Origin of the sequence: Leeia oryzae DSM 17879 (genome assembly GCF_000376945.1) — a bacterium.
GTDB classification, from domain to species: Bacteria; Pseudomonadota; Gammaproteobacteria; order Burkholderiales; family Leeiaceae; genus Leeia; species Leeia oryzae.
Window position 1 is genome coordinate 85,332 of record NZ_AQXU01000016.1, and the last position, 22,151, is coordinate 107,482.

The 22,151-nt window shown below is 54.0% G+C and carries 20 protein-coding genes; 9 read left to right on the forward strand and 11 right to left on the reverse strand.

Annotated features, from left to right (window positions below; genetic code table 11):
• Positions 1-373: 373 nt before the first annotated feature.
• The 4 genes from F552_RS0103875 to F552_RS0103890 all read right to left on the reverse strand — a co-directional run bounded on the left by F552_RS0103875 (position 374) and on the right by F552_RS0103890 (position 4,077).
• Positions 374-679, reverse strand: a complete 306-nt coding sequence (locus F552_RS0103875) for an STAS domain-containing protein (RefSeq protein WP_018150409.1) — start codon at positions 677-679, stop codon at positions 374-376.
• A 96-nt stretch (positions 680-775) separates the two neighbouring features.
• Positions 776-2,476, reverse strand: a complete 1,701-nt coding sequence (recJ, locus tag F552_RS0103880) for a single-stranded-DNA-specific exonuclease RecJ (RefSeq protein ID WP_026182373.1) — start codon at positions 2,474-2,476, stop codon at positions 776-778.
• Between the two features lie 83 nt (positions 2,477-2,559).
• Complete coding sequence (locus F552_RS0103885; RefSeq protein ID WP_018150411.1) at positions 2,560-3,303, reverse strand: competence/damage-inducible protein A; 744 nt, start codon at positions 3,301-3,303, stop codon at positions 2,560-2,562.
• Between the two features lie 33 nt (positions 3,304-3,336).
• Entirely contained in the window at positions 3,337-4,077 is a 741-nt protein-coding gene (locus tag F552_RS0103890) for a helix-turn-helix domain-containing protein (protein WP_018150412.1), read from the reverse strand.
• A 196-nt stretch (positions 4,078-4,273) separates the two neighbouring features.
• Between F552_RS0103890 and F552_RS0103895 the strand changes: the two genes are divergently transcribed.
• Complete coding sequence (locus F552_RS0103895) at positions 4,274-5,590, forward strand: MFS transporter (protein WP_018150413.1); 1,317 nt, start codon at positions 4,274-4,276, stop codon at positions 5,588-5,590.
• Between the two features lies 1 nt (position 5,591).
• Positions 5,592-7,745 carry a bifunctional acyl-ACP--phospholipid O-acyltransferase/long-chain-fatty-acid--ACP ligase gene (gene aas, locus F552_RS0103900; protein ID WP_018150414.1) on the forward strand — a complete coding sequence of 718 codons (2,154 nt, stop codon included), beginning with the start codon at positions 5,592-5,594 and terminating at the stop codon, positions 7,743-7,745.
• Positions 7,746-7,885: 140 nt separating this feature from the next.
• Here aas and F552_RS0103905 read toward each other — a convergent pair whose 3' ends face one another.
• From F552_RS0103905 to F552_RS0103915, 3 genes are all read right to left on the reverse strand, one after another.
• Positions 7,886-8,290, reverse strand: coding sequence for a hypothetical protein (locus tag F552_RS0103905; protein WP_026182375.1), 405 nt, complete (start codon positions 8,288-8,290; stop codon positions 7,886-7,888).
• A gap of 228 nt (positions 8,291-8,518) precedes the next feature.
• Entirely contained in the window at positions 8,519-9,772 is a 1,254-nt protein-coding gene (locus tag F552_RS20455) for a DUF5666 domain-containing protein (protein WP_156802214.1), read from the reverse strand.
• A complete protein-coding gene (locus F552_RS0103915) occupies positions 9,762-10,652 on the reverse strand; it encodes a DUF6502 family protein (protein WP_051078255.1) in 891 nt (296 codons plus the stop codon). Before F552_RS0103915 ends, F552_RS20455 begins: the two co-directional genes overlap by 11 nt.
• Before the next feature lie 205 nt (positions 10,653-10,857).
• On the opposite strand from F552_RS0103915, the gene F552_RS0103920 reads away from it, so the two are divergent.
• On the forward strand, positions 10,858-12,171 hold the full coding sequence (locus tag F552_RS0103920; protein ID WP_018150418.1) for a sensor domain-containing diguanylate cyclase: 1,314 nt from the start codon (positions 10,858-10,860) through the stop codon (positions 12,169-12,171).
• A 45-nt stretch (positions 12,172-12,216) separates the two neighbouring features.
• Here F552_RS0103920 and F552_RS0103925 read toward each other — a convergent pair whose 3' ends face one another.
• On the reverse strand, positions 12,217-12,705 hold the full coding sequence (locus F552_RS0103925) for a YaiI/YqxD family protein (protein WP_245546652.1): 489 nt from the start codon (positions 12,703-12,705) through the stop codon (positions 12,217-12,219).
• A 3-nt stretch (positions 12,706-12,708) separates the two neighbouring features.
• A complete protein-coding gene (locus F552_RS0103930; RefSeq protein WP_026182379.1) occupies positions 12,709-14,313 on the reverse strand; it encodes an ABC-F family ATPase in 1,605 nt (534 codons plus the stop codon).
• 238 nt (positions 14,314-14,551) lie between these two features.
• Here F552_RS0103930 and dapA point away from each other — a divergent pair, with 238 nt between their 5' ends.
• The 5 genes from dapA (at position 14,552) to F552_RS20460 (ending at position 19,570) form a co-directional block, all read left to right on the forward strand.
• Entirely contained in the window at positions 14,552-15,439 is an 888-nt protein-coding gene (dapA, locus tag F552_RS0103935; protein WP_018150421.1) for a 4-hydroxy-tetrahydrodipicolinate synthase, read from the forward strand.
• A gap of 27 nt (positions 15,440-15,466) precedes the next feature.
• Positions 15,467-16,603, forward strand: a complete 1,137-nt coding sequence (gene bamC, locus F552_RS0103940) for an NlpB/DapX family lipoprotein (protein ID WP_018150422.1) — start codon at positions 15,467-15,469, stop codon at positions 16,601-16,603.
• A gap of 101 nt (positions 16,604-16,704) precedes the next feature.
• Complete coding sequence (locus F552_RS0103950; protein ID WP_018150424.1) at positions 16,705-17,478, forward strand: MBL fold metallo-hydrolase; 774 nt, start codon at positions 16,705-16,707, stop codon at positions 17,476-17,478.
• 30 nt (positions 17,479-17,508) lie between these two features.
• The gene (gene ubiD, locus F552_RS0103955; protein WP_018150425.1) at positions 17,509-19,011 is read left to right on the forward strand and encodes a 4-hydroxy-3-polyprenylbenzoate decarboxylase; all 1,503 of its coding nucleotides are present in this window, start codon (positions 17,509-17,511) and stop codon (positions 19,009-19,011) included.
• Positions 19,012-19,294: 283 nt separating this feature from the next.
• Complete coding sequence (locus F552_RS20460; RefSeq protein WP_156802215.1) at positions 19,295-19,570, forward strand: hypothetical protein; 276 nt, start codon at positions 19,295-19,297, stop codon at positions 19,568-19,570.
• Positions 19,571-19,720: 150 nt separating this feature from the next.
• On the opposite strand, the gene F552_RS0103965 is transcribed toward F552_RS20460, so the two are convergent.
• Together F552_RS0103965 and F552_RS0103970 are read right to left on the reverse strand one after the other, a co-directional pair.
• On the reverse strand, positions 19,721-20,209 hold the full coding sequence (locus tag F552_RS0103965) for a DUF7931 domain-containing protein (RefSeq protein ID WP_018150427.1): 489 nt from the start codon (positions 20,207-20,209) through the stop codon (positions 19,721-19,723).
• The gene (locus F552_RS0103970; protein ID WP_018150428.1) at positions 20,202-21,356 is read right to left on the reverse strand and encodes a cupin domain-containing protein; all 1,155 of its coding nucleotides are present in this window, start codon (positions 21,354-21,356) and stop codon (positions 20,202-20,204) included. Before F552_RS0103970 ends, F552_RS0103965 begins: the two co-directional genes overlap by 8 nt.
• A 302-nt stretch (positions 21,357-21,658) precedes the next feature.
• Here F552_RS0103970 and F552_RS0103975 point away from each other — a divergent pair, with 302 nt between their 5' ends.
• Positions 21,659-22,141 carry an FKBP-type peptidyl-prolyl cis-trans isomerase gene (locus tag F552_RS0103975; protein WP_018150429.1) on the forward strand — a complete coding sequence of 161 codons (483 nt, stop codon included), beginning with the start codon at positions 21,659-21,661 and terminating at the stop codon, positions 22,139-22,141.
• The last annotated feature ends 10 nt before the right edge of the window (positions 22,142-22,151 follow it).

The window sequence follows — 22,151 nt, forward strand, 5'->3', positions numbered from 1 at the left end:
TCAATCTGAGTGAACTATAGCGGCCAACCTTACAGTTGTAAATATATTTTGTAAGTTTTGCGTAAGTTTTTTAAAAGTTTTTTGTAAGTTTAATACGATATAGTGAATCGACATTTCTTATTATGAATATGCAAAAAGCATCAACAAAGCATTCACAAGCCTTGCAAGGGAGCGGTTTTAGGAAAGAGGCAATAACACGCAAAATGTAGTTTGCTTACAAGGTTTGGAGATTTTGTAAGCTAGACGATGCCGGATAGCTGTACGGGGGAGAAACTGACGGGCAAGGAGATGGAAGCACCTGCCTTAAATGACAAAAACCCGGCACGTGGGTACGTACCGGGTTTTCTGACAACGTGTCTGACCTGGCAGGAGCTTAGCGCATTTCGAACAGTTGCTGGAAGTTCACTACCTGGAATACTTCCAGGACAAAGCCCGTACAGTTCACTAGCACAATTTTTTTGTCCAGTGGTACGGCTTTTTCTTTCAGCAGCAACAGCATGCCCAAGGCTGAACTGTCTACATATTCGACACGAGAGAAATCGATGGCCACTTCACGCACAGCCGGATTGTCGATCACAGGCTGGTAGGCATTGCGGAAATCCCGGTGCGCGCTAAAGTCAAAACGGCCGGACAACCCGAGTGTCGCGCTGTTATCTTTTAATTGAACATCAATTTGCATCTTGAATCTCCACACATGTTGTTTCTGTTTTTGCCGGTATGTTTCTCAGTCCAGCGATGAAGCGGACGATCAGAAATCCACCTGCAGCATTTAATCCTATGCGCCCGGCTGCCAATTCTGGACAACCAGCTGAACGCTGGATTTCCCGGCAAAACGGTTTACCCCCAAGCGGTAAACGATCGAGATGTCATCCGGGATAAAATCGGGTTGGTTAAATAGAATGCCGTCAACCTGTATGTAAGCACCCTTCGGGGACAAACGCAAACGTAAATGTTTCTCTCCGACGACTTTTTGATCTATCACAACGAAGTCCCCACGAAATAGCGGCGCTGGGAAGCCCTGCCCCCAGATGGCCTGATCCAGTTGCTCTGATAGCGACAGGTCAATTTCATGCGGCGCCAATTCGCCATCGGTCTCCAGTGTCTTGCGCAATTGCGCGGGGGTCAGCCATTGCTGGGCCACCGCTTCAAAGGCCGACTCAAACTGCTCGAAATCCTCTTCGGCCAGCGTCAAGCCGGCCGCCGCGGCATGTCCGCCAAACTTCTGGATCAAATCCGGATACTGCTTGCTGACATAGTCCAGCGCATCCCGCAGATGAAACCCCGGAATGGACCGGCCAGAGCCTTTGAGGTCGCCATCCTGGCCTCTGGCAAACACGATGGTCGGCCGGTGAAACCGCTCTTTGAGGCGTCCTGCCACCAGTCCGACCACCCCTTGGTGCCAGGCCGGATCAAACAGCACCAGCGAGTGACGGTTTTCATCCGGCTTCATGGTCAGGACGGCAAGCGCCTCTTGCTGCATGTCAGCTTCGATCTCGCGCCGTGCCTGGTTGAGTTCGTCCAGCTCTGTCGCCCAGTTTTCTGCTTGCGCATAATCATCTGTCACCAATGTCTGGATACCCAGCGACATGTCTTCCAGACGGCCAGCAGCATTCAGACGGGGACCCAGCACAAAGCCCAATTCATAACAGCTGACATTCGGTATGCTGCGCCCGGCCACTTGTAACAGGGCTTGCAGCCCGGGGCAGGCCTGGCCTGACTTCATGCGCTGCAACCCCTGATGCACCAGCGTGCGATTCAAGCTATCCAGCGGCACCACGTCTGCCACTGTACCCAGCGCCACCAGATCCAGCAGCCGGGCCAGGTTTGGTTGCGGACTATCGGCAAATGCGCCCCGGTCCCGAAGGATGGCGCGGGTTGCCAGCAATACATAGAACATCACCCCCACCCCTGCCAGCGCCTTGGTCGGGAATTCGCACCCGGGCTGATTGGGGTTCACGATGGCCAGCGCATCCGGTAAGGAATCGCCCGGCAAGTGGTGATCGGTGACAATCACCTGCATGCCCAGTGCATTGGCGGCAGCCACACCCGCAAGGCTGGCAATCCCGTTATCCACGGTGACCAGCAATTGCGGATTCATCGTTGCCGCCAGTGCCACAATGTCCGGGCTTAACCCATAGCCGTATTCAAAGCGATTGGGGACCAGAAAATCCACCACGCCGCCCAGCATGCGAATCCCGCGCACGGCCACAGCACACGCGGTTGCCCCGTCAGCATCGTAGTCGGCGATGATCAGAATGCGCTCTTTGGCCAGAATGGCATCTGCCAACCGGGCACCCGCCTCTGCCGCCCCCTTCATCAGGGTGTAAGATGGTAGTCGCTGCAACGAATAATCCAGTTCAGTGGCATCGGCGACACCTCGTGCAGCGAGCAAGCGTGCCAATGGTGCAGGAATACGTTGCTGAATGAGTTGGTCTAACGCAGCGGGAGAAACAGAACGGTCTACAACTTGAAGCACAGAATGACTTTCTCAAGATACCGCTGCAAGAAGTTCATGCAGCGGATCGGGACATACAAAAGCAGAGGATACCTGATAACAGGTTAGTCCAGTCGATACCCTCCTTTTAACAGCTCGGAGCGTAACCAGTCAACCGCCGTTTCCACAGCCTCTGCGTGGCCGGTCACACCAAATTCGATGACAGGCGGCTTGGGATTTACCGGGTCGATACTGTGAGGCAGGCTGGAGAACCTGACCTCCGGGAATCGGGCAACAAAGGTTTCCATCAACCCCAGCAAGACGCTCTCTCGCGCGTCATGACACAGAAAGCTGCGGGTCATCTTGCTCGCCGCACGCAAATCGGGGTAATCGTGGTTCAGCACCCATTCCACCATGGGCCAGGCCATGTTGGGAAACCCGGGTACAAAATGATGCGTCCCGACCGAAAAACCCGGCACGCGGTTGATCGGGTTAGGAATAATGCGTGCGCCTTGCGGGTATTCCACCATCTTCACCCGGTTAGGCCAGGCTTCAGCCCCAAACTGGGCCTCGAGTTCTTTAATCCCTTCCGGATGCATCGCCAGCGGTACCCCGAGAGCCATGGCAGCTGCCTGCCGGGAGTGATCATCGGGTGTTGCACCAATGCCGCCAAACGAGAAGACGATATCACTCGTTGCAAACGAGCGCCGGTATGCATCAGCCTGGCGCTCACGATCGTCCCCCAGATAATGACACCACGACAACTCAAGGCCTCGTGCCGCCAGCATCTCGATCAATTTGGCCATATGGGCATCTTTACGTCTGCCGGACAGGATTTCATCCCCGATAATAAAGGCACCAATCGTCATGGTTTGTCTGCTTTCTGTCTGTATCACTGGTGATTATGAATTTGTCTTTTTACGCATATGGCCAAAAGCACGGAGCTCCCAGCCCCTGGTTGCCAATAATACGCCTACCCCATGCCGCTCCGAAAGTGGCGCAGTGAGGCTTTGCTGGTGCAAACTGGCAAAATCCTCTCTGAGCTGCTGCAATTTGCGGGAAAACTGTCGCCTTGCATCCGATGTCAGCATGCCATGGACAAATGCATATTCGTCCGGCTCAGCATGGAAATCACTCGTCAGAAAATCGCGCTCCCCTTGCTGGCGGAAAAACCGGAAAATCGGTCCGTCCTGCCGCCAGGCAAACTGGCGTGAAACTTTAAGGCGTACCCGATTGTCCGGCAGCCAGTCGATCAAACGCAGCTGGTCCAGTTGCGCCAGTAAGCGAATACAGGTGGCTTCCGTCAACTGGTAATACGCCAGGATGTCTTTCAGTGTCCAGTGATTCAGTACACACACGGCCACCAGCAGCAGTTGCGGGTCATCCACCAACTGCTGTTCCTGCGCCTCCGTCAGCTGGTCGATCGGCGGTGCATCCAGGGTTGCCAGCGCCAGTTCTGCCAGTGTCATGTCCAGACAGTGTGCAATGTCTGCCAGACGTGCCAGTGTCATCTGGCCAGTCGACAGGCTACGCTTGATGCTTACTTCTGATAGCTGCAACTGCTCGGCCAGCATCCGGTAGGTCATGCCTTTGGCTTTCAGGTGTCTTTTGATGGTCTGAACCAGTCTGTTGATATCTTCCATGCAGAAATAGTATCAAAAATTGATACTATTTATCAAAATATTAAATACAGTATCTTTATGAATTGGTCTTGCGGTGATGTGAGCGCATACTGGGCTCATCAAACGCAGCGTGAGTACGCCGTGGCGCTCGTCGCTTTCGCTCCGGAAATAACCCAAAGTCATGTATCATGACGCGCAAACAAATCAGGAGAAATCCATGTCACACAGCCAGTTTGCCCTGTTAAAACAGCGGAAGTTTTTACCCCTGTTCCTGACCCAGTTCATGGGGGCCGGCAATGATAACGTGCTGAAAAATGCGATGGTGATCCTGATTACGTTCCAGGCCGCCAAACTGCAGGTCAGCAACCCGGCCTTGTGGGTCAACCTTTGTGCCGGCATTTTCATTCTGCCCATGTTTCTGTTCTCGGCCACGGCAGGCCAGCTGGCCGACAAATATGAAAAATCCCGAATCGTCCGCTGGGTGAAGCTGATCGAAATCGGCATCATGTTCATTGCCGGGGCTGGCTTTTTGCTACCCGACCTGACCTTGCTGATGGTGGCCCTCTTTTTGATGGGAATGCACTCTACCCTGTTCGGACCGGTCAAGTACTCCATCCTGCCGCAGCATCTGGCCGACAACGAACTGGTTGCCGGTAACGCGCTGGTTGAATCCGGCACCTTTCTGGCCATTCTGCTCGGTACCATTCTGGGCGGTACCCTGGCAGGCATGGGGGATGCGGGCGCCACGTATGCCGCTATCGCCACCGCCAGCATTGCCGTGATCGGCTATCTTTGCAGCAGGAGCATTCCACTCGCCCCCGCCGCCGCGCCCGATCTCAACATCAACTGGAATCCGGTTTCTGAGACCATCCGCAATGTGCGTTTTGCCAAACAGAACCGCCGCGTCTTTCTGTCCATCATCGGCATTTCGTGGTTCTGGTTCTATGGCGCCGTGTTTTTATCGCAGTTCCCCGGCTTTGCCAAATTGCATCTGGCCGGCAATGAACATGTGGTGACCCTGCTGCTGGCGCTGTTTTCGATCGGCATCGGGGTGGGTTCGCTCATGTGCGACAAGCTCTCTCATCAGCATGTCGAGGTAGGCCTGGTGCCGCTGGGGGCGCTTGGGCTGACCCTGTTTGCGGTCGACCTGTTTTTTGCAGCGCCTGCACAGACGATAGCCGCCCCCCAAGACATTGGTGCTTTCTTCCACACCGCCGGTAGTTACCGGGTAGTACTGGACCTGATGATGATCGGCGTCTCCGGCGGGCTGTATTGCGTGCCGCTCTATGCCATGATGCAGGCAGAGTCCGACCCGGCCTATCGTTCCCGCATGATTGCCACCAACAACATCATGAACGCCTTTTTCATGGTCATTGCAGCGGCCTTTGCCATCAGCCTGCTGGCGGCCAAATTCAGCATCCTGCAGATATTCCTGTTCACCGGTCTATTGAATGCCTGTGTTGCCCTGTATTTGCTGGTGGGACTGCCCGCCTGCCGTCAGGGTCTGATCAACCTGTTCATCCGGAAAGCCTGACATGAAATCCTTCTTGCAGACGGTGCTGCGCCCGGTGTTACGTTTTCTGTTTTCGGTCTTGTTCCGGGTGGAGATCCGGGGACACAAGCACCTGTTCAATCACCAGAAGCAGTTAATCATCGCCAACCATCAATCGTTTCTGGATGGCCTGCTGCTGGGGCTGTTTCTCCCCATCAAGCCAATGTTCATCGTGAACTCTGGCATTGCCCGTCAGCGTATGTTCCGCTGGATGCTGGCCATGGTCGATTACATGACCGTAGAACCTACCCATCCGATGGCGATGAAGCAAATTCTCCGCTTGGTAGAAAGCGGTCGCCCGGTCGTGATCTTTCCAGAAGGCCGAATCACCGTCACCGGTAGCCTGATGAAAGTGTATGAAGGCCCGGCTTTTGTAGCAGCCAAAACCGGGGCCACGCTGTGTCCGGTGCAGATTGACGGTGCTACCCGCAGCTATTTCTCGCGTTTGCCGGGCACCCACCCCAAACGCCTGTTCCCTAAAATTACCCTGACTTTCCAGCCACCCACCATGATGGCCATGCCTGAAGCACCAACGGCCAAATTGCGTCGCAAAAAGGCCGGCGAAGTCATGCGCCGCTTGATGCAAGAGCTTAACTTTCTGTCACGCCCGGTCACGACACTCTATGAAAGCCTGCTGGAAGCCAGCGACATCTATGGCCGGCGTCGCAAACTGGTAGAAGACATCAAGCAGATTGAATACCACTATGGCGATATCCAGCGCATGACACTGATGCTGGGCCGTCTTTCCAGCAAATTTACCGTACCCGGCGAACGTGTGGGCTTGCTGCTGCCAAACCTGGCGCCGACCCTTGGGCTGCTGATCGGCCTGACCGCGTTCAAGCGCGTCCCGGCCATGCTCAATTACACGGCAGGCACCGATGGCATGCAAAATGCCTGCATCGCAGCAGACATCCACACCATCATTACCTCCCGGGCGTTTATCGAACAAGCCAAACTGGACAAAACACTGGCCGGCTTGCAGAACCTGAAACTGGTCTATCTGGAGGACCTGCGCGAAACCGTGACGCTGGCAGACAAACTGTGGTGGATCGGTTTTGCCCGCTGGCTGCCCGCCCGTGCCGTAGAAAAAGCACATCCGGAAGACACGGCCGTGGTCTTGTTTACTTCTGGCTCGGAAGGCAAACCCAAAGGCGTGGCCTTGTCCCACCGGGCCATTCTGTCGAACATCGCCCAAATCCGCGCTATTGTGGATTTTTCCGTGACCGACAAAGTGCTCAATGCCCTGCCGATTTTCCACTCCTTTGGGCTGACAGCGGGTGCGCTGTTGCCGCTGTTCTCGGGCATCAACCTGTTTCTGTATCCAAGCCCGCTGCATTATCGGGTGATTCCGGAAATCGCCTACGATCGCGGCTGTTCCATCCTGTTTGGCACCAGTACCTTCCTGGGCAACTATGCGCGCTTTGCTCATCCGTATGATTTCTTCCGTCTGCGCTTTGTGGTCGCAGGGGCCGAAAAACTGACCCAGCCGGTCAAGGATATCTGGTTCGAGAAATTCGGCATCCGGATCTTCGAAGGCTATGGGGCAACCGAAACCGCCCCGGTCATTGCCTGCAATACCCCCATGGCGTATCGCAGCGGTACGGTTGGGCAGTTGCTGCCGGGCATCCAGCATCAACTGATCCCGGTACCCGGCATTGATCAGGGGGGTATCCTGCATGTCAAAGGCCCAAACGTGATGTCCGGCTACTACCGGTTTGAACAACCCGGTGTTCTGCAAAAACCCACCTCAGAGGCTGGAGATGGCTGGTACGATACCGGAGACGTGGTAGATCTGGACAGTGACGGCTTTGTCAAAATCACCGGTCGGGTCAAACGGTTTGCAAAAATCGCCGGCGAAATGATCTCGCTGGAAGTGGTAGAAAAACTGGCCCAGCTGGCCAGCCCGGACAAACAGCATGCTGCCAGCAGCCAGCCAGACCTGGCCAAAGGAGAGGCTTTGGTCTTGTTTACCACCGATGCCAGCCTGAGCCGTGAACAATTACTAGCAACCGCCAAAGAAAAAGGACTGCCCGAACTGGCAGTCCCCCGGAAGATCCGTCGGGTGGAAAACCTGCCACTGTTAGGGACAGGCAAAACAGACTATGTCACCCTCAAGGAAATGGCGTTGGCAGTGTAGGCATTTCCCGTGCTGAACATGATACCCGGCAGAATGCGCCAAGAAAAAGCCCGACAAACGATGGATTGCCGGGCTTTTTCTTGGACATGCCAGCCTTAAAACGGACAGGCATGACTATTTAGTCGTCGACTTTGAGGTCCTCAATCGTCACCGCCGTGGTCGCCGCCATGATCCCCACCCCCATGTGACTCCCCACCGTGACCGGAAGAACCTCTGGCACCCGACCCGTTGGAATGACTATCATGCGTTTCGGTTGCGGCATGGTCTGGGCCGTCATCGTTACTGTCATCGGAGGCTGAGGCAGAAGTCGAACCACCTGCAGTCGATGCGCCGTCGTGATCATTGTCATCATTGGCATCGTCAGATGCCGTGCTACCGGTTGAGGCAGTAGTACCATTATCGTTATTGTCATCCACACCACTCACATCCGTGCCGCTTGGTGTTTCTGCGACCGTATCATCCGCTCCAGGCACGGAATCATCTGCATAAGTTGCTGCCGCAAACAATGCTGCAATCATCGCTACCATCAATTTTGTCTTTAACATGGCCAACTCCTACCGGTAATTAAGATGAATGTTGCGCTTCAATTTTTTTGTCAACGCAGCTGACAATTTCAATATATCATAAAAATGGTAAAAAGTACCATTTTTTAACGGGTAATAAAAAATCCTTATCCCTTTACCGGACAGAAAGTCCGACACAGGGATAAGGATTTGAATACACACGACCAGCCACACACAGTGGCGGGCCGGGAATACGCGGGCTACCCGTGCCTAATCATCATCTCCACCATGCCCCCCGCTACCACCACCGCCAGAAGAGCCAGACCCTTTGGAACCACCGCCATCAGAAGAACGGGATTCAGTAGAACTACTTTCCTTGCTGTCTCCGGAGGATCCCGATGAGTGGCCACCATCATCCGAACCACCCTCACCGGAACGGCTCTCTTTGTCATCCGACAACCAAGCGGCAGATTTGCCCCCCCGGGTTCCCTCCCCCTTGAATGGGCTGGCATGTCCTTCCACCCGCACCGTCTCTGCTACAAAGCGCCCCTCTTTCAGTACGCCACTCACCCGTACTTGCTGGATATCACTGGTCTTCACGACATCCTCACCCACAAAGCGCGTATCCGGCGTCGTACGGACCATCTGCCCGGCCAGGTTAAATGCCTGACGGTTTTTTACCTGCGTCAGCCCCTGCAGTTCAAAACGTATAATGCCTTTTTGCCCCAGCAGTTGCTCAGAGACAGACGCCCGCTGACCGGCCGCCTGCAGTGCGCTACCAGACCAGTTACCATGAACCGTCACCGTCACACCGGATTTAGCCCCCTGCAACCCTTGTACCGGCACATTACCTACCTGCACCAGCCCCTTGGCGACGCTCACGGGTCCGGTCACCAGCGATACCGTATCTGCCACCGGCTCCAGCAAGCTGGCATAGACCACACCATCCGGCCCCCAATAACCACTTACACGCAAGGTCATGCCCGGTACGACGTTTGTCTTATTCGTCATGACCACCGTTTGCCCCAGCAGCGTGAGAGTAGTGCCATCTTTCGCCACGGCATCCACCTTGCCTACCAGCACCGGCTCGACTGACACTTTTTTCGCCACTACTTCCGGCCCCAGACCCAGTGCTTCAATCACCACTCGTTGGCCAATTTTTAGCGCGCTAGATGGCACAGGCAGACCATTCACATCCACTGGCGTCGTGCTGCTGTAATGCACTTCGACACCGTTAACACAAATACTGCCAAAACCGGTAATCATGCCGGCAATACCGGTGCCGCCCAAACCTTCCGGGCCGTCATTTTGCTGTTTGTCACCCCCGGCCACCTTGACGCCCGTTCCGCCCAACCCTTCAGGTTCGGTAGATATTTTCCCGTCTGGCAACGCAGATAGCGTATTGACAGGTGCCTGATCCGCACATGGATTGGCCAATACAGACGTACCCCATGCACATGCCATCAACGTGACAAACAGCTGGGAAACTCCGCGCAAAAATCCGGACACAACCCTACTCATCATGGGGCCCTTTTTTAGTGGCTTCATGGAAAAAATACGCGCCAAAATTAAACCGGTATCTGGCTTCTTTTTGTCCGCTATCTTGTGCTTTTAACTCGATGGCACGCTGGTTTACCTGGTGCAATGCCTGCATGCCTTTGGATCTGGCCAGCTCCGCCAGCTCGGCAATGGACGATTCGGTCAGGCCCCGGTAAATCACGCAACGCTCCAGCATGACAGGCGTTTCACCGGTGAGGTTATGCGTGAGTGCCGCCAGATGATCATAGGCATTATGCTGAAGGTAATAGGCTTTCTCATCCAGCGACTTGCCAGACAGGAAGGCATCCAGATGCAGATGGACATCATTGTGTTCATCAATGCTGGCGGCCCCCACTCTCACCCACTCGTCCAGCAATGTCCGTGCATGGGTATCCCGGTTCACTTGCTTGACCAGTGCCTCAAACGATATCTCTCCGCCTTTACTGGCCAGGCGTGCAATTGGCTTCGGTACACCATGCGCATCGGTGAAGCCTGGCAACCCCGTCCACAACCCCACCACGCGGGCGCTAAGCGACATTTCCTCAGACGCTTTCACATCCGAAATGGAGGTTTCGGTATCCTGATCGGTCGCAAGCGCCTGGCGAATCCGCTTAATGTCCCGCCGGTATATGCCCGTCAAGACACTGATCCGGCTATCCGTATCCCGTTTACCCGGGATCGGAAACTCCTTGGCCGCAACATCCACAAAAACCGCTTTTAATTGCTCGGCAAACTCCGGGTAGCCCACCCCGCGGTGCAATAATAATTTGACCAAGGGTCTTAACGCCCAAGCAGCCGCTCGCAGCATGCGCGAGGGCGGCCGCGGGGGTTCATCAGGCAAGACAGGGATGTGATCTTCGCTCATATTGCATATTGTAATGCCAAGATCTACAAAATGTGGGAAATATTCCCATTATCTCTTGGGTAATGCATCCATATCTGCAACGAAATGAATGTACCGGCCAGATGGTGGCTTGAAGTAGCCGGGATTAATCACTATAACAAAAGCAGTACCGCAACAATTCACGCGGATACCGTGGCCGCTGTTGAGCACATATTGACCTGCATACATGAAGGCGAACAGAGACGTGGAGACCCCCAACGCACCACCAGGCAATACTGACGGGTTCCCCTGGATACACCGCGTGGGCACCCCGCTGCTCGTCCTGCATATCGAACCCGCAGGTGCTATCACTGTGTCCGATTTCAACCCGTCGGCCAGTCGCCTCTTTGATCACCAGCTCGCTAAAGGGAGCTTGCTGGATACGCTGCTAGACGTAGAAACACTGGACACTTTAAAACCGATCATTCATAACACCCACAATCTGGAACCCGGGCCCGGCACCCCTTTTCATCTGCATCAGAAAAACGGCCATACGCGGGTACTGGTATGCAGGGTGTGCCTGCTAGATCAGCAACACCATTTGCTACTCACCCTTGTCGACAAAACCGGCGGGTCAACCCTGTTGCCTCCCCCCAAAAACATCGCCATGCTCAGCGACGAAACCAAAGCCATCCTGAACTGGTTACCCGTTGCCATTGAAATCTCGTCTGCCAATATAAATACCGCAGATACTCTGTTCATCAATAACAAGTTTTTCGAAATCTTTGGGTACACCCCGGAACAGGATGTCATCACGCTGGATGAATGGTGGGAGGTGGCCTACCCGGACCCGAGTTACCGCAAACTGGTCTCGGAAACCTGGCTGGCTGCAGTCAAGGAGGCCACAGAAAAAGGGATGGATATGCCACCCCAGATCTGGGAGGTTCACTGCAAGGATGGCAGCAAAAAGAATATCGAATTCAGGTTCAGGGCCATTGGAGACAAATACGTCAATGTGTACGTCGATGTCACAGAACAGTTAGCCCTGGCCGCGGCGCTAAGAAAACAGGCCAATATCGATCCGCTGACAAACATTGCCAACCGACGTTATTTCTTTCAGCAGGCCGACGATTTTATCCTGCAAGCCAGTCAGCGGCTGACCCCGTTATCCGTGCTGATCATGGATATCGACTTCTTCAAGATCATCAATGACCGCTACGGTCATGAACACGGTGACGAAACCCTGAAAGAAATTGTGCTCAGAACCCAGCACTGTCTGAGCACTAGTGCTCTGTTTGCCCGGATGGGTGGAGAAGAGTTTGCCATTTTACTGCCGGACACCCCGCTAGAACTGGCTAACCAGATAGCCTGGCAGATTTGCGAGCATATCGGTCAAACACCGGTTCGGGTGTTAGATAACGAAATCCCGGTCACCACCAGCATTGGCGTGGCCACGCTGTCTAGTACGGAGCATGACATCAATAGTGTCCTGCGCCGGGCAGATGAAGCCCTCTACAAGGCCAAAGCGACCGGGCGCAACAGAGTAGTCTCAGCAACATGAATACATTGGCCGAAGCACTGCGGTCAATCCAGGTCGAAACACCTGTTAGCGCATCGCATATTTGTTCAGAAACTTGTCCAGTTGGCTGGCAAAAGCTTGCCGGTCTGACTGGTTAAGCGCAGAAGGCCCGCCAGTTTCTATGCCACTGCTGCGCAATGACTCCATAAAATCACGCATGGCCAGCTTTTCCCGAATATTCTCGGGCGAGTAAAACTCCCCGCGCGGGTTCAGGGCATGCGCCTGCTTTTCAATGATTAAAGCGGCCAGCGGAATATCCGCGGTAATCACCAGATCGCCAATTTCAGCATGCTGCACAATCCAGTTATCGGCCACATCAAACCCGGCGGGCACCTGCCGGGCAAACAGATAGGACGAAGGCGGCACGCGCAGCAAGCGGTTAGCCACCAGCGTGGTGCGTACCTGCCAGCGGTCTGCCGCCCGAAACAGGATATCCTTGATGACATTGGGGCAGGCATCCGCATCCACCCAGATGCACATGCCTGCCCCGCGTTCAGAAGCAGAAATATCGCTCAAGACTTACTCGATACCACGGCTATGCAGATAGTCATCGTAACCACCCAGGTAGTGGGTATAGCCACCTTCACCATCCAGCTCCAGCACCTGTGTCGCCAGCGAGCTTACAAACTGACGGTCATGTGATACGAAAATCAGCGTACCCTTGAACATCTCCAGCGCCATGTTCAAGGATTCAATGGATTCCATATCCAGATGGTTTGTCGGTTCATCCATCACCAGTACGTTGTCTTTTTGCAGCAGCAGCTTGCCAAACAGCATGCGGCACTTCTCGCCACCGGACAATACGCGTGCGCTCTTCTTGGTATCTTCACTTGAGAACAGCAAACGGCCCAGCGTGCCACGGATAACCTGTTCGTCATCACCCGGTTGCGCCCACTGGTACATCCAGTCATACAGGTTCATGTCGGTATCAAAATCTGCCGCATGATCCTGGGCAAAATAACCGACCTGGGCTTTTTCTGCCCATTTCACCGTACCATGATCAGGAGCCAGATCGCCTACCAGCGTACGCAGCAGGGATGTCTTACCCGCGCCGTTAGGGCCGATGACCGCAATTTTCTGGCCGGCTTCGATAATCAGGTTCAGATTCTTGAACAAAGGCTTGTCAAAGGATTTGGACACACCGGACAACTCGACTGCCTGGCGGTGCAATTTGTTTTTCTCATCCGGCTCAAACCGGATATACGGGTTCTGGCGTGAAGACGGCTTGACCGTGACCATCTCAGACTTGATTTTGTCGGCCAGACGCAAGCGCGAGGTTGCCTGGCGGGACTTGGACTTGTTGGCCGCAAAACGGGCCGCAAATGCCTGCAGCTCGGCGACTTTTTCTTTCGCCTTGGCGTTATCCGTCAGCAAGCGGGCACGTGCCTCGCTGGACGCCATCATGTAGTCATCGTAGTTGCCTGGATACACGCGCACTTCACCGTAGTCCAGATCGGCAATGTGGGTACAGACCGAGTTCAAGAAGTGGCGGTCATGCGAAATGATGATCATGGTAGATTCGCGGCTGTTCAGTACTTCTTCCAGCCAGCGAATGGTGTTGATGTCCAGGTTGTTGGTAGGTTCGTCCAGCAGCAGCACATCCGGATTAGAGAATAGCGCCTGCGCCAGCAACACCCGCAGCTTAAAGCCTGGTGCCACTTCACTCATCGGGCCATTGTGCAGGCTTTCGGGAATCCCCGCGCCCAGTAGCAGGGCACCGGCACGTGCTTCTGCATCATAGCCGCCCAGTTCGCCAAAATGCGTTTCGAGCTCGGCCGCACGCATGTAATCTTCTTCTGTGGCTTCCAGATTGGCATAAATGGCATCCCGCGCTTCACGGGTGGCCCACATTTCCGTATGCCCCATCAGCACCACGTCCAGCACGCGCATATCTTCAAAGCCAAACTGGTCCTGACGCAACTTGCCCAGGCGTTCGCCCGGGTCCAGACTCACATTACCGTGCGTTGGCTCCAGGTCCCCCCCAAGAATTTTCATGAAGGTAGACTTACCCGCGCCATTGGCACCGATCAGACCATAACGGTTGCCGTCACCAAACTTGACGGATACTTTTTCAAATAACGGTTTGGCACCGAACTGCATTGTAATGCTATTGGAACTAAGCAACTTGATCGCCCTCTATTACCACAAGGATGCCCGGAACATGCGCCAAGCACCTGAATTTGTTTGTCAAATGATCAAATTCTACCATATTTGCCCGCGCTTTCCGAAGTCAATCTCACAACGGTATTTTCTCTTACAAACTTATTCGGTTACACTATCGCTTTATTGTGGTGTTCTGATGGCGGATGTGCCATTTTCGCAACGCCACGGCACCTAACCATTTTCTGGAAAGATTCGTACCATGCTTACCGGCAGTCTTGTTGCAATTGTGACCCCCATGCACGAAGACGGTTCGCTAGATTTTGACGCGTTCCGCCAACTGATTGAATTTCACATCGAGCAGAAGTCGGATGGCCTGGTCGTTGTCGGCACCACGGGTGAATCTCCAACCGTCACCGTTGCAGAGCATGTTGAGCTGATCCGCTTTGCGGTAGCGCATGCCAAAGGTCGCATCCCGGTGATTGCCGGCACAGGTGCAAACTCCACGCACGAAGCCATTGCGCTGACCAAAGCGGCAAAAGAAGCAGGTGCCCAGGCTTGCCTGTCAGTCGTGCCTTATTACAACAAGCCCACCCAGGAAGGCTTGTACCAGCATTTCAAAACCATTGCTGAAGCAGTGGATATTCCGGTCATTCTGTACAACGTACCGGGCCGCACCGTTGCCGACATGAGCAACGATACGGTGGTACGTCTGGCGGCCATTCCAAATATCATCGGCATCAAGGATGCGACCGGTGACATGGCCCGCGCAACCGACCTGTTCAGCCGCGTTCCGGCAGACTTTGCGTTGTATACGGGTGATGATGCAACCGCCCTGCCGTTCATGCTGCTGGGCGGGCATGGCGTGATTTCCGTCACGGCCAACGTGGCGCCAAAAGCCATGCACGACCTTTGCGTTGCTGCACGCAGCGGTAACATTGCTGAAGCACGCAAGATCAATAATGCATTGTTCGGCCTGCATACCAAGCTGTTTGTAGAAGCGAACCCTATCCCGGTGAAATGGGCAACCGCACAGCTTGGCCTGATGAAAAACGGCATTCGCCTGCCGCTGACCCCGCTGTCTGCCGCCGGGCAAACCGCCGTCAGCGCCGCCCTTGAACAAGCTGGTGATCTGATTCGCCGTAACTGATTAATGCCAACTTACAGAAAGATGTGCATGCGCACGACAAAACTGATTCCTGGTTGCTTACTGATTTCCATGATGCTGGCGGGTTGTAACAGCGCGCTTTATCAAGGCAAGAAAATAGATTATCGCAGTGCAGGTGAAGCGCCGGGTCTGGACGTACCGCCAGACCTGTCCAAGCCAAACTATGACTCCCGGTTTAGCATGCCGGAAGTCAACCGTGGTGGCACCGCCACTTACTCAGCCTACGCCGATGGCAATGCGCAAGCGGCCAACAGCACCGACAGCAACATTCTGCCAAAAGTGAACAAAGTAACTGTCGAGCGCACGGGCAATACCCGCTGGCTGGTAGTCGACGCTAATCCAGACCAGCTATGGCTGCCGGTCAAAGACTTCTGGCAGGAACTGGGCTTCATCATCAAGGTGGAAGAGCCAAGTACCGGCATCATGGAAACCGACTGGGCCGAAAACCGTGCCTTGATTCCGGATGACATCATCCGTAACACCTTCGGCAAATGGTTTGACAGCGCCTACTCCACCGATGAGCGCGACAAATTCCGCACACGCATGGAGCGTCGGGCAGATGGCAAAACCGAGATTTACATCTCCCATCGTGGCATGTACGAAGCGTATGTAGAGAAAAACAGCAAAGGGGCCTCCTCTACCGTCTGGCAACCACGCCCGGTTGATCCGGAGCTGGAAGCAGAAATGATGAACCGCCTGATGCTGCGTCTGGGCATGGATGAGAATGCGGCCAAACAGGCACTGGCCAACAAACAAAGCACGGCCAATGAACGTGCCAAGCTGGTGAAACAAGGTGCCGGTGGCTACATCGCACTGGACGAGCAGTTTGACCGAGCATGGCGCCGTGTTGGACTGGTACTGGATCGCAGTGGCTTTACCGTTGTCGACCGCAACCGCAATGACGGCATTTACTTTGTCAGCTACAAAGACGAACAAGTGCCTGACAATGGCAGCAGCGGCGGCTGGTTCTCCTGGCTGTGGGGCAATAGCGAAGAGAAGAAAAAACCGGAAGTCATTCAGTACCGCATTGCGGTGAAGGCTGACGGTGAAACCTCTCAGGTTTCTGTACAGGATAAAACTGGCGCCGCCGATACCAGCCCTGTCAGCAACAAACTGCTATCGATCCTGTTCGATCAGTTACGTTAATCCGCCTGTGCCAGCCCGTCTGGCATGACCACAAAAAACGCGGCGCAGTCTTGGCCGCGTTTTTTGTTGCTGACTATCACACGCAACACAGGAACACATCCATGCGCTTTGCCGCACTGGGCAGCGGAAGTGAAGGCAATTCGCTGCTCGTTCAAGCTGAAGACACCTGCATCATGATTGATTGCGGGCTGGGGCTGAAAGAAACAGAAACCCGGCTGGCCAGACTCGACATGACGCCAGACCAGGTCCAGGCCATTTTTGTGACGCACGAGCATGCCGATCATATTTCCGGTGTCGATAAACTGGCCTGCAAATACCGGATACCGGTCTACGCCAGTTACGGCACATTGAATGCAGCGCCCAAAGTCAGTAGTCGGCTCCCATTGCTGCAACCCTATGACAGCCATGCCACAGAGGTACTGGAAGTAGGTGCGCTATGCATCCACCCTTTTACGGTGCCACACGATGCAAGGGAGCCCACGCAATTTGTCATCGCCCATGACAACAAAAAGCTCGGCTTGCTGACTGATGTAGGCTCCATCACGGCACACATGACGCGGATGCTGCAAAATCTGGACGCCTTCATTCTGGAATGCAATCACGATGAAAAAATGCTGATGGAAGGCAAGTATCCGTATTCGCTCAAAAAACGTGTTGGCGGCCCGTATGGCCATCTATCCAATACCCAGGCGGCAGAACTGCTGCAGCAACTGAACGTCAACCGGCTGCAACATCTGATTGCCGCACACCTGAGCCAGGAAAACAACGATCCGGCACTTGTCAAAAGCACGCTGGCAGAGACACTGGCATGCGACCCGAACTGGATACGAATTTCGGATCAATACAGCGGTTTCGACTGGCTTCAGATACAATAGCAGCCAACTAGACGACCTCAAAAGCTCATCATGCGTTATCAAGATTTACGGGATTTCCTGCAGCAACTGGAAGCTGTCGGCGAACTCAAGCGAATTCAGCACCCGGTCTCCCCTAAACTGGAAATGACCGAGATATCGGACCGCATCCTGCGGGCAGAAGGCCCCGCCCTGCTGTTTGAGCAGCCTGATTATCAACCCGGTTTTCAGCAAAAGCGCATGCCCGTGCTGGCCAACCTGTTTGGCACGCCCAAGCGCGTTGCCATGGGGATGGGGGCAGATTCCGTCAGCGCTTTGCGTGAAATTGGCACCTTGCTGGCTTATCTCAAGGAGCCCGAGCCCCCCAAAGGGCTGAAAGACGCCTGGGACAAGCTCCCCATTCTGAAACAAGTGCTGAACATGGCGCCCAAGATTCAGCGTTCCGGCCTATGTCAGAGCATTGTCTGGGAAGGGAAAGACGTTGACCTCTCCCGCTTGCCCATCCAGCATTGCTGGCCTGGCGATATTGCCCCACTGATTACCTGGGGGCTGGTCGTGACCAAAGGCCCCAATAAAAAGCGCCAGAATCTGGGCATCTATCGGCAGCAGGTTCTCGGCCCCAATAAAGTCATCATGCGCTGGCTGGCGCACCGGGGTGGCGCACTGGATTTCCGCGAGCACGGCCGCCAACATCCGGGCACACCTTACCCCGTTGCCGTGGTACTGGGTTGTGATCCGGCCACCATTCTTGGCGCCGTTACGCCCGTGCCGGACACCTTGTCGGAATATCAGTTTGCCGGTCTGCTGCGTGGCAGCAAGACTGAACTTGTGAAATGCATCGGCAATGACCTGCATGTGCCGGCCAGGGCCGAAATCGTGCTGGAAGGCAATATCTACCCGGATGCGAGTGATCCTTCCGGTTTCGAGTCTGCCATGGAAGGCCCTTACGGGGACCATACAGGCTATTACAATGAGCAAGACCGTTTCCCGGTCTTTACCATTGACCGCATCACCATGCGCGAGAACCCCATTTACCACAGCACCTATACCGGCAAGCCACCTGATGAGCCAGCGATCCTGGGTGTTGCATTAAATGAGGTTTTTGTCCCTATCCTGCAGAAGCAATTTCCGGAAATTGTGGACTTTTACCTGCCTCCGGAAGGGTGTTCCTACCGGATGGCCGTTGTATCGATCAAAAAACAGTACCCGGGCCACGCCAAACGCGTGATGTTCGGCATCTGGAGCTATTTGCGGCAGTTCATGTATACCAAGTTTATCGTGGTAGTCGACGATGACGTGAATACACGCGACTGGAAAGAAGTCATGTGGGCCATTACCACCCGCATGGACCCGAGCCGGGATACCACGCTGGTCGACCATACGCCGATTGATTACCTCGACTTTGCCAGCCCGGTATCCGGACTGGGGAGCAAGATGGGCATGGATGCAACCAACAAATGGGCTGGCGAAACCAACCGGGAATGGGGTACACCCATCACCATGGAGCCCGCAGTCAAAGAAAAAATCGACAGCATTTGGGATCAGTTAGGCCTCTGATTCACCCGACCGGTTGCATGGCATTTTTGCAACATGTAATCCCTCTATTTAACCGCGCAGAGCTAACGCTTTTGCGCGGTTATTCTTTTGGTAATCCTAGAGCTTGCCAGGCGTGCGAAATCACTTTGCAAGCGCTCTTATAGGCTTTTGCGGAATGCAAATATCTGGTGATTATCTGGCGAAGCTGGTAATGGCAATATCACAGATAATTGCGCATAGGAATTGAACAGGTAAACAGATTATCTAGGAGGGAAATACGCCGAAGAATACAGCGGGTAACAGATTGCCATTTCATGACTTACAAAAACAAAAAGCCGACCTTGCGGCCGGCTTTTTTTGCAGCTCTAAGAATTACTTAGAAGCTGGGGCTTCAGAAGCAGCTGCTTCAGAAGCTGGGGCTTCAGAAGCTGGAGCTTCAGATGCTGCTGCTTCAGATGCTGGAGCTTCAGAAGCTACAACTTCAGATGCTGCTGCTTCAGATGCTGGTTCTTCTTTTTTACATGCGGCCAAAGCCAGTGCTGCCATCAGAGCGGCTACGATAACGGATAGTTTCATTTGAATACCCTTAGTCTAGTTACGAACAAAATCGGATTGGACAAAAGCGACCGCGCCCAGTTAAGCAATAGCATTTCACCAGCAACAGTGCCGATCGACTGGCGAATTCTATCACGCCTTTCAGAAAAGAAAATAGCTTTTTTAAAAAACTTTGTCATAGACCCAACACTGTTGCGCTAATTACCACATGAGACTCGTCCCAGGCATCATTAAACCGGTTTTGCAAAGGCTTAACTTCGGCTGGATCATGGCCTACCCAGACAGAACGGGGCTGATTTTCGTCCAAACGACGCAAATAATGGGTATGGTCTACCACAAACAAGGTATCAGACTGTTTTGTTGCGTCTACGCCACCCTGATGCACCAGCACCTGGTCAGGGAATTTCCTGACCAGGGCTTTCAGCCTTTCTGCATGCCGCTGCGCATGCATCGGCTGACGCAGCACGATACGTACGCGGTTTTGCCGCTCTCTGGAGAGGAAAGCATGCAAGGCATCATGGAAAGGTCTGGATTCAAATAACGGGTATTGCCAGTCATGGGTGAAGATGTCGATTTCAGCATCGGCAGACACCAGCAAAGACAGACAGGCAAGATCAAAACTTGCGAAATCCGTCAGTATTTGCCGGAAGGCTGCATTAGCCAAAGTACACCCACCCTGCCTGATAGATCTCGTACAGCCAGTCGGTCAGTAGCTCATCGTACTCACCAGCATCCAGCCCTCTGCGGTTGGCCAGCGTCTGAATGGCAGGCAAGCAGGCGATCTCTTCAGGAATTTCTTCCCCATTCAGGCTGGCGCCCCCCCCATGGAAGAGGCAAATGGATTTTTCATCCAGGACCAGCGTCTGTTTGGTCAGTTTTTTGATAAATGCATCATAAGACAACAGTTTGGCAGGCTCTTCAAACCATACATGCTGCTTGGGCTCGGATAGATAACTGGTCAGGAACTGCCCCACCAGCGCATCATTCCATTGGACCTGCTTGAGAATTTTCTGGCATTTTTCCACCATATCTTGCCCAACCTCACCTGGGGCTTGCTGCACCGGCAGGTCCGGGTCGGCATACATGCCGTCGATGCTCATGCGTTCTGCCATGTACATCAGAAACTGGCTAGCCAGCTCTTGATGACTAGGTGTTCTGAAGCCGATCGAATAGGTCGTACCCGGAGACAGTTGCGTACCAAAATGTGCGCAATGAGGTGGCAGATACAGCATGTCACCCGGTTTGAGCACCCATTCGTGCTCGTGGGTGAAGTTGGACAATATCCGCAGCGGAATGTCCGGAATCAACGAGCGGTCGCACTCACTGCCAATCTGCCAGCGTTTTTCGCCGCTACCTTGCAGCAGAAAGACATCATAGCTATCGAAATGCGGCCCTACACCACCGCCTTCGGGTGCCCAGCTGATCATCAGGTCATCCAGACGGGCATATGGAATGAAGTTGAACTGTTGCAATAGCTGATTGGCTTCCGGGATCAGATGATTCAGGTTCTGGATCAGCATGGCCCAATTGGTTGCAGGCAATTGGGTAAAGCGCTTTTTGGCGATCGGTCCGTGTTCAAGACACCAGTCGTCACCTTCATGGGTAACCAGCCGGGAAATGACATCATCCCGGCCCGCAAATTTGACGAGTTGCTCGAAACTGGCCAAGTCTGCAAAGCCCGGTACGGCAGCCGGTATGTAGAGCGGTTTTTTTTGCCAGTAATCTTGCAGGAACTGTCTTGGGGTGAGCCCGCCGAGCAGTGTCAGGGGAAGATCTGGCTGAGGAATCGGGGATAAAAGTTGTGTATTCATACGCAAATTATACGGCCAACCCCGCTTATCTTGCTTGATTTAAGCTAAAATAGCGGCTGGTTGATGTATTTGATGATCTTATGCCTTTTCACAGGCTTGTAAAGATGGTCGTGCAGCCTCCTGATTGAATACGCCCGCACAGACGACGGCATGCCAATGAAAGACGGCTGCTTTGCACCTTCTGCCACGACCCGAACGAGCGCGGTTTGATGTTCAAGTATGTCAGGTCGATCCGCATGGATCACCACTGACCTGTTACCCTATTAAGCGTTTCCGGCTTGGCCGGTGTGGAAGGATGCGTAATGCAGATTAAAAAAGATAGCGTTGTAGCGCTGAACTACGAAATGTTTGATGCCCAGAATGAATTGCTGGACAAGAGCGAAACCCCGATGGTGTACCTGCACGGTGGCTATGACGGCATTTTCCCGCAAGTGGAAGAAGCGCTGCATGGCAAGACCGTAGGCGACGTGGTTGATGTGGTCATGGAACCAGAATTTGCATTTGGCGAATACGATGACAGCCTGATCCGTAACGAGCCACTGGACCTGTTCCCTAAAGACATCGAAGTTGGCATGATGTTTGAAGCTGACGACGACGAAACCGGCGAACTGATGGTCTTTACCGTGTCTGCCATTGAAGGCGGTCAGGTTGTACTGGATGGCAACCACCCACTGGCTGGCAAGACCCTGCGTTTCAAAGGTACCGTTGCTGAAGTGCGTGAAGCCACTCAGGACGAACTGGATCATGGCCATGCCCATGACCCTAACCACGACCATCATCACTAAGCATCCGGGC

What these genes read in the sequence shown, in the direction of transcription:
- ubiD (WP_018150425.1), top strand. Translation starts at nt 17,509, where the DNA reads ATGCGTTATCAAGATTTACGGGATTTCCTGCAGCAACTGGAAGCTGTC.
- bamC (WP_018150422.1), top strand. Translation starts at nt 15,467, where the DNA reads ATGCGCACGACAAAACTGATTCCTGGTTGCTTACTGATTTCCATGATG.
- F552_RS0103950 (WP_018150424.1), top strand. Translation starts at nt 16,705, where the DNA reads ATGCGCTTTGCCGCACTGGGCAGCGGAAGTGAAGGCAATTCGCTGCTC.
- F552_RS0103975 (WP_018150429.1), top strand. Translation starts at nt 21,659, where the DNA reads ATGCAGATTAAAAAAGATAGCGTTGTAGCGCTGAACTACGAAATGTTT.
- F552_RS0103885 (WP_018150411.1), bottom strand. Translation starts at nt 3,303, where the DNA reads ATGACGATTGGTGCCTTTATTATCGGGGATGAAATCCTGTCCGGCAGA.
- F552_RS0103905 (WP_026182375.1), bottom strand. Translation starts at nt 8,290, where the DNA reads ATGTTAAAGACAAAATTGATGGTAGCGATGATTGCAGCATTGTTTGCG.
- F552_RS20455 (WP_156802214.1), bottom strand. Translation starts at nt 9,772, where the DNA reads ATGATGAGTAGGGTTGTGTCCGGATTTTTGCGCGGAGTTTCCCAGCTG.
- F552_RS0103875 (WP_018150409.1), bottom strand. Translation starts at nt 679, where the DNA reads ATGCAAATTGATGTTCAATTAAAAGATAACAGCGCGACACTCGGGTTG.
- F552_RS0103970 (WP_018150428.1), bottom strand. Translation starts at nt 21,356, where the DNA reads ATGAATACACAACTTTTATCCCCGATTCCTCAGCCAGATCTTCCCCTG.
- F552_RS0103915 (WP_051078255.1), bottom strand. Translation starts at nt 10,652, where the DNA reads ATGAGCGAAGATCACATCCCTGTCTTGCCTGATGAACCCCCGCGGCCG.
- F552_RS0103890 (WP_018150412.1), bottom strand. Translation starts at nt 4,077, where the DNA reads ATGGAAGATATCAACAGACTGGTTCAGACCATCAAAAGACACCTGAAA.
- F552_RS0103895 (WP_018150413.1), top strand. Translation starts at nt 4,274, where the DNA reads ATGTCACACAGCCAGTTTGCCCTGTTAAAACAGCGGAAGTTTTTACCC.
- F552_RS0103920 (WP_018150418.1), top strand. Translation starts at nt 10,858, where the DNA reads ATGAAGGCGAACAGAGACGTGGAGACCCCCAACGCACCACCAGGCAAT.
- dapA (WP_018150421.1), top strand. Translation starts at nt 14,552, where the DNA reads ATGCTTACCGGCAGTCTTGTTGCAATTGTGACCCCCATGCACGAAGAC.
- aas (WP_018150414.1), top strand. Translation starts at nt 5,592, where the DNA reads ATGAAATCCTTCTTGCAGACGGTGCTGCGCCCGGTGTTACGTTTTCTG.